Source organism: Curtobacterium sp. DN_7.5 (assembly GCF_022655355.1).
Lineage (GTDB): Bacteria > Actinomycetota > Actinomycetes > Actinomycetales > Microbacteriaceae > Curtobacterium > Curtobacterium luteum.
Window position 1 is genome coordinate 1,426,551 of sequence record NZ_CP093378.1, and the last position, 14,633, is coordinate 1,441,183.

Annotated in this window: 14 protein-coding genes; 13 read left to right on the forward strand and 1 reads right to left on the reverse strand. The window is 72.1% G+C overall.

Annotated features, from left to right (window positions below; genetic code table 11):
* Positions 1-26: 26 nt before the first annotated feature.
* From MON03_RS06610 to MON03_RS06665, 12 genes are all read left to right on the forward strand, one after another.
* On the forward strand, positions 27-380 hold the full coding sequence (locus MON03_RS06610) for a histidine triad nucleotide-binding protein (RefSeq protein WP_242091187.1): 354 nt from the start codon (positions 27-29) through the stop codon (positions 378-380).
* Positions 370-1,494, forward strand: a complete 1,125-nt coding sequence (locus MON03_RS06615) for a PhoH family protein (RefSeq protein WP_502798690.1) — start codon at positions 370-372, stop codon at positions 1,492-1,494. The genes MON03_RS06610 and MON03_RS06615 overlap by 11 nt, the downstream gene beginning before the upstream one ends.
* A complete protein-coding gene (gene ybeY / locus MON03_RS06620) occupies positions 1,491-1,952 on the forward strand; it encodes an rRNA maturation RNase YbeY (protein ID WP_242091188.1) in 462 nt (153 codons plus the stop codon). Before MON03_RS06615 ends, ybeY begins: the two co-directional genes overlap by 4 nt.
* A 4-nt stretch (positions 1,953-1,956) precedes the next feature.
* Positions 1,957-3,279, forward strand: a complete 1,323-nt coding sequence (locus tag MON03_RS06625) for a hemolysin family protein (RefSeq protein ID WP_022904305.1) — start codon at positions 1,957-1,959, stop codon at positions 3,277-3,279.
* On the forward strand, positions 3,276-4,205 hold the full coding sequence (gene era / locus MON03_RS06630; RefSeq protein ID WP_242091190.1) for a GTPase Era: 930 nt from the start codon (positions 3,276-3,278) through the stop codon (positions 4,203-4,205). Before MON03_RS06625 ends, era begins: the two co-directional genes overlap by 4 nt.
* A gap of 77 nt (positions 4,206-4,282) precedes the next feature.
* Positions 4,283-5,533, forward strand: a complete 1,251-nt coding sequence (locus MON03_RS06635) for a sensor histidine kinase (RefSeq protein ID WP_242091192.1) — start codon at positions 4,283-4,285, stop codon at positions 5,531-5,533.
* The gene (locus MON03_RS06640) at positions 5,530-6,216 is read left to right on the forward strand and encodes a response regulator (RefSeq protein WP_022904308.1); all 687 of its coding nucleotides are present in this window, start codon (positions 5,530-5,532) and stop codon (positions 6,214-6,216) included. Before MON03_RS06635 ends, MON03_RS06640 begins: the two co-directional genes overlap by 4 nt.
* A gap of 122 nt (positions 6,217-6,338) precedes the next feature.
* A complete protein-coding gene (locus tag MON03_RS06645) occupies positions 6,339-7,091 on the forward strand; it encodes an ABC transporter ATP-binding protein (RefSeq protein ID WP_022904309.1) in 753 nt (250 codons plus the stop codon).
* Complete coding sequence (locus tag MON03_RS06650) at positions 7,088-8,491, forward strand: ABC transporter permease (RefSeq protein WP_242091194.1); 1,404 nt, start codon at positions 7,088-7,090, stop codon at positions 8,489-8,491. The genes MON03_RS06645 and MON03_RS06650 overlap by 4 nt, the downstream gene beginning before the upstream one ends.
* Positions 8,492-8,758: 267 nt before the next feature.
* Positions 8,759-10,534: a 2-isopropylmalate synthase gene (gene leuA / locus MON03_RS06655; protein ID WP_242091196.1), complete on the forward strand. Its 1,776-nt coding sequence runs from the start codon at positions 8,759-8,761 to the stop codon at positions 10,532-10,534.
* 153 nt (positions 10,535-10,687) lie between these two features.
* Entirely contained in the window at positions 10,688-11,527 is an 840-nt protein-coding gene (gene recO, locus MON03_RS06660; protein WP_175328628.1) for a DNA repair protein RecO, read from the forward strand.
* A complete protein-coding gene (locus tag MON03_RS06665; protein WP_242091198.1) occupies positions 11,524-12,321 on the forward strand; it encodes an isoprenyl transferase in 798 nt (265 codons plus the stop codon). Before recO ends, MON03_RS06665 begins: the two co-directional genes overlap by 4 nt.
* A 207-nt stretch (positions 12,322-12,528) precedes the next feature.
* On the opposite strand, the gene MON03_RS06670 is transcribed toward MON03_RS06665, so the two are convergent.
* Positions 12,529-13,446: a LysR family transcriptional regulator gene (locus MON03_RS06670; protein WP_175328626.1), complete on the reverse strand. Its 918-nt coding sequence runs from the start codon at positions 13,444-13,446 to the stop codon at positions 12,529-12,531.
* A gap of 70 nt (positions 13,447-13,516) precedes the next feature.
* Here MON03_RS06670 and MON03_RS06675 point away from each other — a divergent pair, with 70 nt between their 5' ends.
* Positions 13,517-14,566 carry an aminotransferase class V-fold PLP-dependent enzyme gene (locus MON03_RS06675; protein WP_242091200.1) on the forward strand — a complete coding sequence of 350 codons (1,050 nt, stop codon included), beginning with the start codon at positions 13,517-13,519 and terminating at the stop codon, positions 14,564-14,566.
* The last annotated feature ends 67 nt before the right edge of the window (positions 14,567-14,633 follow it).

The following is a 14,633-nucleotide window of genomic DNA, read 5'->3' on the forward strand; positions in this document are numbered from 1 at the left end:
TCGGCGGCGCGTTCTACGATGGGGTCATGAGCACCAGCACGCCCAGCGTCTTCTCGAAGATCATCGCGCGCGAGATCCCGGCGACCGTCGTCGCCGAGGACGACCGCGTCATCGCGTTCGAGGACATCGCGCCGAAGGCACCCGTCCACGTGCTCGTCGTCCCCAAGACCGAGCAGTACCGGAACGTCACCGAGCTCGCCGCCGGGGACCCCGACCTCCTCTCCCACGTGGTCGCCACCGCGCAGCGCATCGCCGACGAGCGTGCGGGCGGCCAGTACCGTCTCGTGTTCAACACCGGCGAAGCAGCCGGTCAGACCGTGTTCCACGTGCACGCGCACGTACTCGCAGGCGAACTGCAGGAAGGCACCCTTGCCGGATAACGAACCACTCGAGCAGGACACCACGTCCGAGCTCACCGTCGACGGCATCGCCATGGTGCAGCTGCTCGGCCCCCAGGACCGACTCCTGAAGACCGTCGAACGCCAGTACCCCGGGGTCCGCGTCGTCGTCCGCGGCAACGAGGTCAGCCTCAGCGGGCCGGAGCGCGACGTCGCGAGGGCCCGCGCCCTCGTCGACGAACTCGTCGGCATGGTCAAGCGCGGCCAGGACATCGGCCCGGCCGACATCCCGACCTCCGCACGGATCCTCGACGACGACCGCAAGCCGTCAGACACGTTCGGCACGCCCATCGTGCAGAGCCGGGGCAAGTCGGTGCGACCGAAGACCGACGGCCAGCGCACCTACGTCGACGCGATCGACCAGCACACCATCACGTTCGGCATCGGCCCCGCGGGCACCGGCAAGACCTACCTGGCGATGGCCAAGGCGGTGCAGGCGCTGCAGCGGCGCGAGGTCACGCGGATCATCCTCACGCGTCCCGCGGTCGAGGCCGGCGAGCGGCTCGGGTTCCTCCCCGGCACGCTGACCGACAAGATCGACCCCTACCTCCGGCCGCTGTACGACGCCCTCAACGAGATGATGGACCCCGAGCTCGTGCCGAAGCTGTTGGCGGCCGGCACGGTCGAGGTCGCCCCGCTGGCGTACATGCGCGGTCGGACGCTCAACGACTCGTTCGTCATCCTCGACGAGGCGCAGAACACCACGCCCGAGCAGATGAAGATGTTCCTCACCCGCCTCGGGTTCGGGTCGAAGATGGTGGTCACGGGCGACATCACCCAGGTCGACCTGCCCGGCAACCTGTCCGGCCTGCGCCTGGTGACCCGTATCCTCGACCACGTCGACGACATCCACTTCGCCCGTCTCGGGAGCGAGGACGTGGTCCGCCACACGCTCGTCGGCCGCATCGTCGACGCGTACACCGCCTACGACGAGGAACGCCTGGCCGAGCAAGCCGGGCACCGCCCCGGTGGCCGGGGCACCGCGCCCGAGGGCAACCCGGCCGGCGTGAACCGTGCCGAGCGCCGGGGCCGGCCGCCGCAGGACCGCCAGCGCTCCCCGTACCCGCAGAACGATCCCCGAGGAGGGAACCGGTGAGCATCGAGCTCAACAACGAGTCCGGGGTGGAGGTCGACGAGGCCGCGATCCAGCGCCTCGCCTCCTTCGCGCTCGACGCGCTGCACGTCCACGCCGACGCGGAGCTCGCCATCGTGCTCGTCGACGAGGGCGCGATGGAGCAGCTGCACGTCCGGTGGATGGACGAACCGGGGCCGACCGACGTCCTCAGCTTCCCGATGGACGAGCTCCGTCCCGGCACGGAGGACGACCCGACCCCGGCCGGGCTGCTCGGGGACATCGTGCTGTGCCCGCAGGTCGCCGAGGAACAGGCGAAGACCGCGGGGCACTCGACGACCGACGAGATGCTCCTGCTGACCTGCCACGGCATCCTGCACCTCCTCGGGTTCGACCACGCGGAGCCGGAGGAGAAGGCCGAGATGTTCGGCCTCCAGGGCGAGATCCTCGCCGCGTTCGCCGTGCAGCACCGAGGGCGGTGACCTGATGCTGCTCGTCGCCGTCCTGCTCGCGGTGGCGTTGGTGCTCGTCGTCGCCGGCGGTGTGCTCGCCGCCTCGGACGCCGCCCTGTCCGTGTTGTCCCGCGCCGACCTCGACGAGATCGCCCGGGGCGCCAAGCGTCGCCGCGCGATCGAGGCGATCGCGGACGACGTCGGCGCCCACGTCAACGCGCTGAACTTCGTCCGGGTCCTCGCCGAGACCGCCGCAGCGGTCCTCGTGACGATCGCGCTCGTGACGGTCTTCGACACGTGGTGGGTCGCGCTCGTCGTGTCCGCGGCCGTGATGACGGCGGTCTCCTTCGTCCTGGTCGGGTCGAGTCCGCGCAGCGTCGGTCGCGCGCACGCCGAGCGGCTCATCGCCGTGACCGGCGGACTCGTCCGCGCGGTCCGCATCGTCCTCGGGCCGCTCGCCGGGCTGCTCGTCGCGATCGGCGACCGCGTCACACCGGGGCGTGGCCGGAGCGCCTCCACCGTGTCCAGCGAGGAGCAGCTGCTGTCCCTGGTCGACGAGGCCGCCGAGAGCAACGTGCTCGAAGCCGACGACCGTGAACTCATCCACTCGGTGTTCGAGTTCAGCGACACCCTGGTGCGCGAGGTCATGGTGCCGCGCACCGACATGACGACCGTCGACGGCTCGGACACGCTCGGCGCCGCGATGGAGCAGTTCCTCGCGTCCGGGGTGTCCCGCATGCCGGTCACGGGCAAGGACAGCGACGACGTCCTCGGCGTGCTGTACCTCCGCGACGTGTCCCGTGCCCTCTACGAACGCCCGGGCGCCGGCGCCGAACCGGTCAGCGGTCTGCTGCGGCCCGCCGGGTTCGTGCCGGAGTCGAAGGCCGCCGACGACACGCTCCGCGCGATGCAGGCGGGCAAGAACCACCTGCTGCTCGTCGTCGACGAGTACGGCGGCGTGGCCGGACTCGTCACGATGGAGGACCTCATCGAGGAGCTCGTCGGCGACATCTCGGACGAGTACGACCGCGCGGTGGTCGACCGGGTCGAGGTCGAACCGGGCGTCTGGCGCATCGCGGCCCGGATGCCGATCGACGAACTCGGCGACCTGTTCGGCATCGAGCTCGAGGACGACGACGTCGACACCGCCGGCGGCTTGCTCGTGAAGGAGCTCGGCCACCTCGCCACGCGCGGCGACCGCGTCACCGTCGACGGCATCGTCCTCGTCGCCGACCGGGTGGAGGGCAAGCGCCGTCACCTCGTCTCGGTCCTCGCCGAGCGCACCACGGCCCTCGACGACGTCGAGCACGCGTTCGACGACTCCTCGCCCACGACCACAGGGAAGCCCACCGCATGACCGACACCACCACGCCCGACGGTCAGCCCTACCGCGCGGGCTTCGTCTCCTTCGTCGGCCGACCGAACGTCGGCAAGTCGACGCTGACGAACGCCCTGGTCGGCGAGAAGGTCGCCATCACCTCGTCGAAGCCGCAGACGACCCGTCGCGCCATCCGCGGGGTCGTGCACCGACCGAATGGGCAGGTCATCATCGTCGACACACCGGGGGTCCACCGGCCGCGCACCCTGCTCGGAGAACGCCTGAACGACCTCGTGCAGTCCACGCTGGGCGACGTCGACGTGATCGGCTTCTGCGTCCCCGCGAACGAGCCGATCGGACCGGGCGACCGCTTCATCAACGACTCGCTCGACCAGTACCCGCGTGCGAAGAAGGTCGCGATCGTCACGAAGATCGACCGCGTCTCGAAGGACAAGGTCGGCGAGCAGTTGCTCGCGGTCTCGAAGCTCCGCGAGTGGGACGTCATCATCCCGACCTCCGGCACGAAGGGGCTGCAGCTCGAACCGCTGCTCGACGAGATCACCGCCCTGCTGCCCGAGTCGCCGCAGCTCTACGACGACGCTACCGTGACCGAGGAGACCGACGAGGACCGCATCGCCGAGCTGATCCGCGAGGCCGCGCTCGAAGGCGTCCGCGACGAACTGCCGCACTCGCTGGCCGTCGTCGTCGAGGACGTCGTCGAGCCGGACGAGGAGGACGACCCCGACGGCCCCCTGCGGATCTTCGCGAACCTCTTCGTCGAACGGGACAGCCAGAAGGCGATCGTCATCGGCCGCGGCGGCGAGCGGCTGAAGGACGTCGGCTCGCGCGCGCGGACGGAGATCGAGTCGCTGCTGGGCGGTCGACACGTGTACCTCAACCTCCGCGTGAAGGTCGCGAAGGAGTGGCAGCGGGACCCGAAGCAGCTCGGTCGCCTCGGCTTCTGAACCGACCCGCCGTGGACGCCGGGAACGTCAGCCCATCGGCTGACGCGCGCCGCGTCGCAGGGCCGTACCGTGGGGTGGTGTTCCGTCCCGTGCTGCGCTCGCAGGTCCTCTTCGACGTCATCGTCGCTGTGCTCCTGACCGCGCTCATCGGGCTGGCGCAGGCACCACGGTCCGACGCCCTGCAGTCGCTCGTCGTGGTCGTGCTGCTCGGCGGCGCGTTGGCGTTGCGGCGGACGGCTCCGGGGCTCGCCCTGGTGATCGCCTGGGCGGGCGCCATCGCGCAGATGGTGATGGGCCTCGGACTCGAGGCCGCCGACTTCCTCATCGCCGGCGTGATGTACACGACGAGCGCGTACGGCTCGAACCGGACGCGGTGGTGGGGCTTGGCCTCGGCGTTCCTCGGCGCGGTCGTCGCGGCCGGGTACCTCGGGCTGCAGGAGTACTTCGGCCGGTACTCGCTCGACGGGCCCTTCGCCACGTACCCGTCGCAGTTGATGCGCGAAGCCGTGCAGACGGCGGCGTACTTCGTCGTGGTCCTCGCGATCCTGCTCCTGCCGTGGCTCGCCGGACTCGTGCGCCGCGTCCGGTCGGCCGCACGCATGAGCCGTGAGGCGCAGCTCCTCGCCGAACGTGACGCGGCCCGGGCCGACCGCGCCGTCGCCGTCGAGCAGGAGCGCGTCCGCATCGCCCGGGACATGCACGACATCGTGGCGCACTCCCTCGCCGTCGTCATCGCGCAGGCCGACGGTGCCCGCTACGCGCTCAAGGCCGATCCCGACATCGCCGACCAGGCCCTCACGACGATCTCGGGCACGGCCCGCCGGGCGCTCGGGGACGTCCGCGAGCTCCTCGGCGCGCTCCGCCACGAGCAGGGTACGGCCCCGACACCGGAGATCGACGACATCGAGCAGCTCGTCACCGAGATGCGGGACATCGGGCTCGACGTCGACGTCGAGCGCGACGGCGACCCCTCGGCCCTGCCGACGACGACGCAGCTCGCCGTGTACCGCATCGTGCAGGAGAGCCTCACGAACGCCTACAAGCACGGCCAGCGCGGCACCCCCGTGCACGCGCGCCTGACCTACCGGCCCGACACCGTCGAGATCCAGGTGGTGAACGAACGGGCCGACGACGGCCGTGCGGGGCCGGGCACCGGACACGGCCTGGTCGGCATGCGCGAGCGCGCGACCATGACCGGCGGGACGATGACCGCGGGGCCGCGCGGGGACGCCTTCGTCGTCGCGGTGCGCATGCCCGCCGTCCCCGCGAGCGGGCAGATGCCCCGTGACCGCATCACCTCGACCCACCAGGAGCACACCGCACGATGACCACGACCCCGAACCCCGAGGCCCGCATCCGGGTGGCGCTCGTCGACGACCAGGCCCTGTTCCGCACCGGGATCCGGATGCTCATCGACTCCCAGTCCGACCTGCAGTTCGTCGGCGAGGCCGGAGACGGCGCCGAAGGGGTCGAGCTCGTCCGTCGTGCCCGGCCGGACGTGGTGCTCATGGACGTGCGCATGCCCGTGATGGACGGCATCACGGCGACCGCGACGATCGTCGAGCAGTCCGGCACCGACGGCGCGAAGGTGCTCGTGCTGACCACCTTCGACTTCGACGAGGCCGCCGCGAAGGCGATCCGCGCCGGCGCGAGCGGCTTCGTGCTGAAGGACGCCGACCCCGAGTTCCTGCTCGCGGCGATCCGGACCGTGCACGCCGGGACCGCCGTGTTCGCCGCGTCGGCGACCCGCGAGCTGCTCCGGCGCTACGAGGACACCTCCGCGCCTTCGGTGACCGTCCCGTCGGCGTTCGCCGAGCTCACCCCCCGCGAGCGGGAGATCTTCGACCTCGCGGCGAAGGGCCTGAGCAACAGCGAGATCGCGTCGCACGAGTTCGTCAGCGAGGCGACGGTCAAGACCCACATCTCGCGGGTGCTGACGAAGCTCGAGCTCCGTGACCGTGTCCGTCTCGTGGTGTTCGCGCACGAGCACGGGCTCGTCACGAAGGACTGACGCCCGGCGGCGCACCGTCATCCGCGCGGATGACCCCTGCACAGGGAAGCCAGCCGAGCGGACCATCCACAGGAGCCGACCGACCGACGCGCCACGTGCCTCCCGGGCGTCATCGTTGAGCCATGACCAGCAGCCACCTCCCGATCATCCGCCTCGACCACGTGTCCAAGCACCACGGGGACGCCGCTCGCCGCGTGACGGCCCTCGACGACGTCAGCGTCGACATCGGCGCGGGTGAGTTCACCGCGGTGATGGGACCGTCCGGATCCGGCAAGTCGACGCTCATGCACGTCGCGGCCGGCCTCGACGCCGTCTCGGCCGGACGCATCCAGATCGACGGGGTCGACGTCACCGGCCTCGGTGACCGCGACCTCACCGAGCTCCGTCGCCGCCGGCTCGGCTTCGTCTTCCAGTCGTTCAACCTCGTGCCGACGCTCGACGTCAGCGAGAACATCCGGCTGCCGTTCCTGCTCGGCGGACACCGGACCTCGCGCGAGGAGGACGCCTGGATCGACCGGCTCGTCGCGATGCTCGGCCTCGGCGACCGCCTGACCCACCGCCCGCACCAGCTGTCGGGCGGTCAGCAGCAGCGCGTCGCGATCGCCCGGGCGCTCGCCTCGCGGCCGGCCGTGGTCGTCGCCGACGAGCCCACCGGCGCACTCGACTCGCGGACGGGTCGTGACGTGCTCGCGATCCTCCGCGGTGCCGTCGACGACTGGGGCCAGAGCGTCGTCATGGTCACGCACGACCCCGTCGCCGCGGCGAACGCCGACCGCATCCTGTTCCTCGCGGACGGCCGGATCGTGGGGGACCGCCCCGGGATGGACGCGGCGGAGATCTCCGCCACGATGCTCGGGATGGAGGCCGCCGCGTGAACACCCTGACCTCGCTCCGTGCGTTCCGGCCGACGATCCTCGTCGCGGCGCTCGGCACCACCTTCGGGTCCGCCCTCGTCATCGCACCGGGGATCGTGTCCGAGGCGCTCGCCACCACCGGCCTCGACGGCATCGCCAGCGTGCAGGCGATCCTGTCCGTCGTCGGCTGGCTGTTCCTCGGCATCGCGCTCTACGTCGGGTCGATCGTCACGGCGAACACGTGCGCGACCATCATCGCCGGGCAGACCCGCGTGATCGCGTTGCAGCGGCTCGTCGGTGCGACCGGCGCTGCGCTGCGGGCGCGGATCACGCGCGCCGGACTCCTCGTGGGCGTCGTCGGCGGTCTCCTCGGCGCCGTGGTCGGCACGGGCGCGAGTGCGGTGTTCGTGGTGGTCCTCCGGGGCACCGGGTTCCTGCCGGACACGGCGTACACACTCGTGCCGTGGGAGCTCGTGCTGCCGGTCGTCGCCGTCGTCCTCGCGACCTGGGGTGCGTTCGCCGTGGGTTCCCGCCGAGTGCTCACGGTCACCCCGCTCGAGGCGCTGTCCTCGAGCGTCGAGCCGAGCCACGACGACGTCCGTTCGGGTCGCGCCCGCATCGTCTGGGCCGTCGTGCTCATGGTGGTCGGCGGCGGCCTGATCGTCATCGGCCTCGGCGGCAGTGCGCTGTCGCCGGCCGCCGTGCTGCCGGCCGCACTCGGCGGCTTCGTGTCCTTCGCGGGCGTCGCCCTCGGGGCCACGATCGTGATGCCCCCGGTCCTGCAGCTGATCGGACGGATCGGCGCGAAGGACCCTGTGGTCCTGCTCGCCGGACGCAACGCCATGCGTGCGCCGGGGCGGTCCTCGCGAGCGACGATCGGCCTCGTGATCGGCGTGACCCTGCTCGTCACGTTCGCGGTCGCGCTCGGGATCATGCAGCACGTGCTCGAGACCGTCGTCTCGGGGCAGCCGGGCTCGACGCCGGCGGCGGTCGAGGCGCAGCGCGACTTCTTCGTGCAGCTCAACGTCGTCGTGAGCGTCATCGTCGGGTTCTCCGCGGTGATCGCCGCGGTCGGTGTGGTGAACGCGCTGGCGCTCGGGGTCCTGCAGCGTCGACGTGAACTCGGGCTCCTCCGCGTCCTCGGGCTCACCGGGGCGCAGGTCCGCCGGATGATCGTCACCGAGGCCGTCCAGATGGTCGTCGCGGCCGTGCTGACGGGGCTCGTCCTCGGGGTGTTCTACGGGTGGGTCGGCGGGCAGACGCTCCTCGGCACACTGGGCACCGTCGTCACGCCCGTCCTGCCGCCGGCGACGATCGGGGTCGTGGTGCTCGGCGCGCTCGTGCTCGCGGTGGTCGCGACGATCGCTCCGGTCCGCCGAGCGATGCGCGTGCCGCCGACGGAGGCGCTCGCGGTCGATTGATCGCGCACGACCCCTGCGGAGGCGCTCGCGGTCGACCGACCGCGCACGTCGCCTGGCAGAGGCGACCACCGGTCGGGAGGCGCGTGGCGGACCCGCCCCGTGCCTCCCGGCCGCTTGCACACGGTTGGTACACCAGTGCTACGGTGGAGCCGATGTACCCGGCACTCCTCCTCCTTCGCTGCCGCGACGAGGCCTGACACAACGGCCCACCTCGTCGCGGAGTCCGTCGTGGCCTGACACACACCTGACGACGAAAGCGACGAATCGATGCAGAACACGCAGCGCCCCTCCGGGATGCCGATCCACAAGTACGTCCCCTTCCACGAGCAGATCCGCGTCGAGCTGCCGGACCGCACCTGGCCGACCAAGCGCATCGATCGCGCTCCCCGGTGGTGCGCGGTCGACCTCCGCGACGGCAACCAGGCCCTCATCGACCCGATGGACTCCGAGCGCAAGCGGGCCATGTTCGACCTGTTGGTCCGCATGGGCTACAAGGAGATCGAGGTCGGGTTCCCGAGCGCCTCGCAGACCGACTTCGACTTCGTCCGCTCCCTCATCGACGAGGGTGCGATCCCGGACGACGTCACGATCCAGGTCCTGACGCAGGCGCGGGAGCACCTCATCAACCGGACGTACGAGGCGATCGACGGTGCGAAGCAGGCCATCGTGCACCTGTACAACTCGACGTCGATCGTCCAGCGCGAGGTCGTGTTCCGCACCGACGTGCAGGGTGTCGTGGACATCGCGGTGCACGGTGCCGAGCTCTGCAAGGCGGCCGAGGCGAACCTGCAGCACGAGACGCAGGTGTTCTACGAGTACTCGCCCGAGTCCTACACGGGCACCGAGCTCGAGGTCGCGGTCGAGATCTGCAACGCCGTCCTCGAGGTCTTCCAGCCGACGCCCGAGCGCAAGGTCATCATCAACCTGCCGGCGACGGTCGAGATGGCGACCCCGAACGTCTACGCCGACTCGATCGAGTGGATGTCGCGACACCTGGCGCACCGCGAGGACGTCATCCTCTCGCTGCACCCGCACAACGACCGCGGCACCGCCGTCGCGGCCGCCGAGCTCGGCTACATGGCCGGCGCGGACCGGATCGAGGGCTGCCTGTTCGGCAACGGTGAGCGCACGGGCAACGTCGACCTGGTCGCCCTCGGCATGAACCTGTTCACGCAGGGCATCGACCCCGAGATCGACTTCAGCGACATCGACCAGGTGAAGCGGACCGTCGAGTACTGCAACCAGCTGCCGGTGCCCGAGCGTCAGCCCTGGGCGGGCGACCTCGTCTACACCGCGTTCAGCGGCTCCCACCAGGACGCGATCAACAAGGGCTTCGACGCCATGCGGGCGAAGGCCGAGGCCGCGGGGACATCGGTCGACGAGATCGCATGGGCCGTGCCGTACCTGCCCGTCGACCCGAAGGACATCGGCCGCTCGTACGAGGCCGTCATCCGCGTGAACTCGCAGTCCGGCAAGGGCGGGGTCGCCTACTTGCTCAAGACCGACCACGCGCTCGACCTGCCCCGCAAGCTGCAGATCGAGTTCTCCGGCGTCGTGCAGCAGCACACGGACGCCGAGGGCGGCGAGTTCTCCTCCGAGCGGATCTGGGACCTCTTCCGCGACGAGTACCTGCCCGCTCCCGTCGACGAGGACAAGTGGGGCCGCTACGAGATCACGAAGACCGCGACCTCGAGCGACTTCGACGGAACGACCTCGCTGTCGGTGGCGATGCGCGTCGACGACGGCGCCGTCACCGCGGACGCGGTGGGCACGGGTCCGATCGACGCCTTCCTGCAGATCCTCGCGGGGCAGGGCATCACGGTCACGCTCTACGACTACTCGGAGCACACGATGAGCGCCTCCGGGGACGCCCAGGCCGCGTCGTACGTCGAGCTCGACGTGGACGGGACCCGGCTGTGGGGCGTCGGCATCGACGCCGACATCGCGACGGCGTCGCTCAAGGCGATCGTCAGCGCCGTCAACCGCGCGGTGCGCGCGGGTGCCGCGTCCGGCACGGCGTCGCCGGAGCTGGTCTCGGCCTAGTCACGGTCACTGCCTGGAGGCGCGGTGCGGGTCCGTCCCGCACCGCGCCTGCTGCGAGGGGTCGCGTCGGTGCCCGGTCTCGCCGGGGACGCCCGGTTCTGCCAGGCACGCCCGTAGCGCGCCGGCGTCGGTGGACCGGGGGATACTGGAGCAATGCCGCTGTACCGGGACGAGTGCGTCGTGTTGCGCACCCACAAGCTCGGGGAAGCCGACCGCATCGTCACGATGCTCAGCCGGCAGCACGGCAAGATCCGCGCCGTGGCGAAGGGTGTCCGGCGCACGGCCTCGAAGTTCGGCAGCCGACTCGAACCGTTCATGGTCGTGGACGCCCAGTTCTACGAGGGTCGCTCGCTCGACATCGTCACCCAGGCGGAGTCCCTCGGCTCATACGGCGCGCAGATCGTCGCCGACTACGGCGCGTACACGGCCGCGAGCGCGATGGTCGAGACCGCCGACCGGCTGAGCGAGGCGGACGCCGGGCTCCAGCAGTACCTCCTGCTCGTCGGTGCGCTCCGGTCCCTCGCCCGCGGGGAGCACGCCGCGACGGCGACGCTCGACTCGTACCTGCTCCGGGCCATGAGCATCGCCGGGTGGGCGCCCTCGTTCGGCGACTGCGCGGTCACGGGGGAGCCGGGGCCGCACTCGGCCTTCGTCGTGCAGCTCGGCGGGGTCGTCGCAGACCACGCCGCCCCGCCGGGGACGCCCCGGCTCGACCCGGTGACGCTCGGCCTGCTCGGCTCCCTGCTCGCGGGGGACTGGAGCACGGTCGACGCCGCCGACGAGCGCACCCGTTCCCGTGCGTCCGGCGTGGTCGCCGCGTACGCCCAGTGGCACCTGGAACGATCGCTCCGGTCGCTGCCCCACGTCGACCGCACCGAGCACCCGGCCCCGGTCGCCCCGACCCCGGGCGGTGTGCCGGCCGCCGTGGCCGCGACCCCGACCCCCGCGGTACCGACCCCGACCGCCGCCGACGCCGAAGGAACCCCTGCATGAGCCCACGCCGGTACGCCGAGTCCGAGCCCCTGCGTCCCCTCGACTGGACCGGCGAGCAGCCGCCCGCGATCCCGGCGCAGTTCGTCCCGGAGCACGTCGCGATCGTCATGGACGGCAACGGCCGGTGGGCGAACCAGCGCGGCCTCACCCGGGTCGAGGGGCACAAGGCCGGCGAGGCCTCGCTCCTCGACGTCGTCGCCGGCGCGATCCAGATCGGTGTCCGGCACGTGTCGGCGTACGCCTTCTCGACGGAGAACTGGAAGCGCTCGCCCGACGAGGTCCGGTTCCTCATGGGCTTCAACCGCGAGGTCATCCACCGCCGCCGCGACCAACTGCACGCCTGGGGCGTGAAGATCCGCTGGGCCGGTCGCCGCCCTCGGCTGTGGCGCAGCGTCGTCGACGAGCTGCAGGCGGCCGAGCGGATGACCGCCGACAACGACGTGTGCACGCTGACGATGTGCGTCAACTACGGCGGCCGGAACGAGATCGTCGACGCCGTGCGGGGCATGGCGGAGGACGTCGCCGCCGGGCGCATGAAGCCGAGCCAGGTGACGGAGAAGGCCCTGGCGAAGCGGCTCTACGTGCCCGAGCTGCCCGACGTCGACCTGTTCCTCCGGAGCTCGGGGGAGCAGCGCACGTCGAACTTCATGCTCTGGCAGTCGGCGTACGCCGAGATGGTCTTCCTCGACCGGCTCTGGCCGGACTTCCGACGCACCGACCTCTGGGGAGCGATCGAGGAGTACGCGCGCCGCGACCGTCGGTACGGCGGCGCCGTGGACGCACCGACCGCCTGACAGGAGGCCCGTAGCGGGCCGGCACCGTGCCTCCCGTCGGACACGGCGTCACCACGCGCGGGTGCGACCCGCGTCGGTCGCGGAACGTGGCGGCCGAGGCCGCCGCCGACGGCACGTCGTGCGACCAGGACGGCACCCGGGCGGCACGTCGTGCGACCAACCCGGCGCGGCCCGCTCAGCCGATCATGCGCTCAGCCGATCACGTGCTCAGCCGAGCAGGTGCGCTGCCGACCGCACCGCGCCGAGCGCCGCCCGCACGCTCGGCACCCGGTCCGCGCCCCGCGCGACCACGACCTCGACGCGCCGCGCGAGCTCCTCGCCCGCCGGCGTGACCGTCACCCCGGCCGGCACGACCGTCGTTCGGAGCGCGAGCCGCGGGAGCAGCGCCACGCCGAGCCCGGCTGCGACGAGCCCGACGACCGCCGCCGCGTTGTCCGTCTCGAGCACGATGTCCGGCGTGAACCCCGAGGCCGCACACGAGGCGAGGAGGTGCCCGCGGCAGCGCGGACAGCCGCCGATCCAGCGCGCCTCCCGGTGCTCGGCGAGGTCGGCGGGACCGACGGCGGTGACGGTGTCCGTCGTGGCGGGGGTGACGAGGGCGAGCGGGTCCTGCCCGAGGACGCGGACGAGCAGGGTCGGGTCGACGCCGGGGTCGGCGTCCTGCAGCGCGTGCGAGAACGTGAGCGCCACGTCGACCTCGCCGCGGCGGAGGAGCTCGACGGCCTCGGGCGGCTCGGCCTCGACGTACGAGGTGACGACGCCGGGCGCCTCGTGCGCCATGGTCGCGAGGACGGCCGGTACCAGGGTGGAGGACGCGCTCGGGAAGCCGGCGATCCGCACCCGTCCGCGTGCGAGTCCGCCGACGGCGTCGAGGTCCTCGCGGGCAGCGGCCAGCGCGGCCTCGACGGCGGGGGCGTGCTCGGCGAGGACGCGCCCCGGCTCGGTCAGCGTGACGCCGCGCGCGCCGCGGAGGACCAGGTCGTGTCCGAGTCGTCGTTCCGCACGGGCGAGCAGTTGGCTGACCGCGGGCTGGCTGTACCCGAGGGCGACGGCGGCGCGGCTGATGGAGCCCGCGTCGCGGACGGCACGCAGGACGCGGAGCAGCTGGGGGTCGATCTCGTCCACAACGTCATGTTATGGGGGATCGAAGAAGCCTGCTCTGGTGTGATGCCTCCACCACGGCCACGGTGGAGGCATGGACTCCTTCGTCGACGGCTCGGGCTACCTGGCGGCGTGCACGGCCGGACTCCCGACCCACGGGACCCTCGCTGCGATGCGCGCCGACCTGGCCGAGTGGGAGCACGGCGCGTCCTCGCCGCTCGCGTACGGCGCGCTCGTGGAGGAGGGCCGTTCGCTCTTCGCCCGAATCGTCGGCGTCGACCCGGCACGCGTGGCCACCGGCTCCCAGACCTCCGCGATGGTCGCGGTCGCGGCGGCCGCCCTGCCCGACGGTGCCGAGGTCGTGGTCCCCGACGGCGACTTCAGCTCCGTGGTCTTCCCGTTCCTCGCGCAGGCGCATCGCGGGGTGCACGTCCGGAGTGTCCCGCTCGACCGGCTGGCCGAGGAAGTGCGCCCGGGCACCGCGATGGTCGCGTGGTCCGCGGTCCAGTCATCGAGCGGCGCGGTGACCGAACCGGAGCCGGTCGTCGCGGCGGCGCGCGCTGCCGGGGCCCTCACCCTGTGCGACCTCACGCAGGCGGCCGGGGTGCTCCCGGTGTCCGCCGCGCCCGTCGACGTGACCGTCACGCACGCCTACAAGTGGCTGTGCGCACCGCGTGGCGTCGCGTTCGCGACCTTCTCGGACGAGGCGCTCGCCCGGCTCCGACCCGTGCAGGCCGGCTGGTACGCGGGCGAGGACCTGTGGTCGTCCTGCTACGGCCCGGACATGCGCCTCGCCGCCGACGCGCGCCGGTTCGACGTCTCACCGGCGTGGCAGGCCTGGCCCGGGGCGGTCGCCGCCCTGCGGCACCTCGCCGCCGTCGATGCGGCATCGGCCTGGAGGCACGCCACCGGCCTCACGGACCGGCTCGCGGACGCGCTCGGGTCGCCCCGGAACGGTCAGGCGATCACGACCTTCCCGGACGCCGACGGCTCGGCGCTCCGCGCACTCACCGACGCCGGCCTCACGGCGAGCGGCCGGGCCGGGCGGCTCCGCCTGGCGTTCCACCTCTGGAACGACGACGCGGACGTGACGCGCGTGGTCGACGTCCTCGGGGGACTGTCCGGCTTCAGACCTGTGGGGTGAGACGACCCGTCCACAGGTGCCGCGCCTCCCGTCCGCCGACGGCCGCGAGGCCGGTACGCTTGCCCGG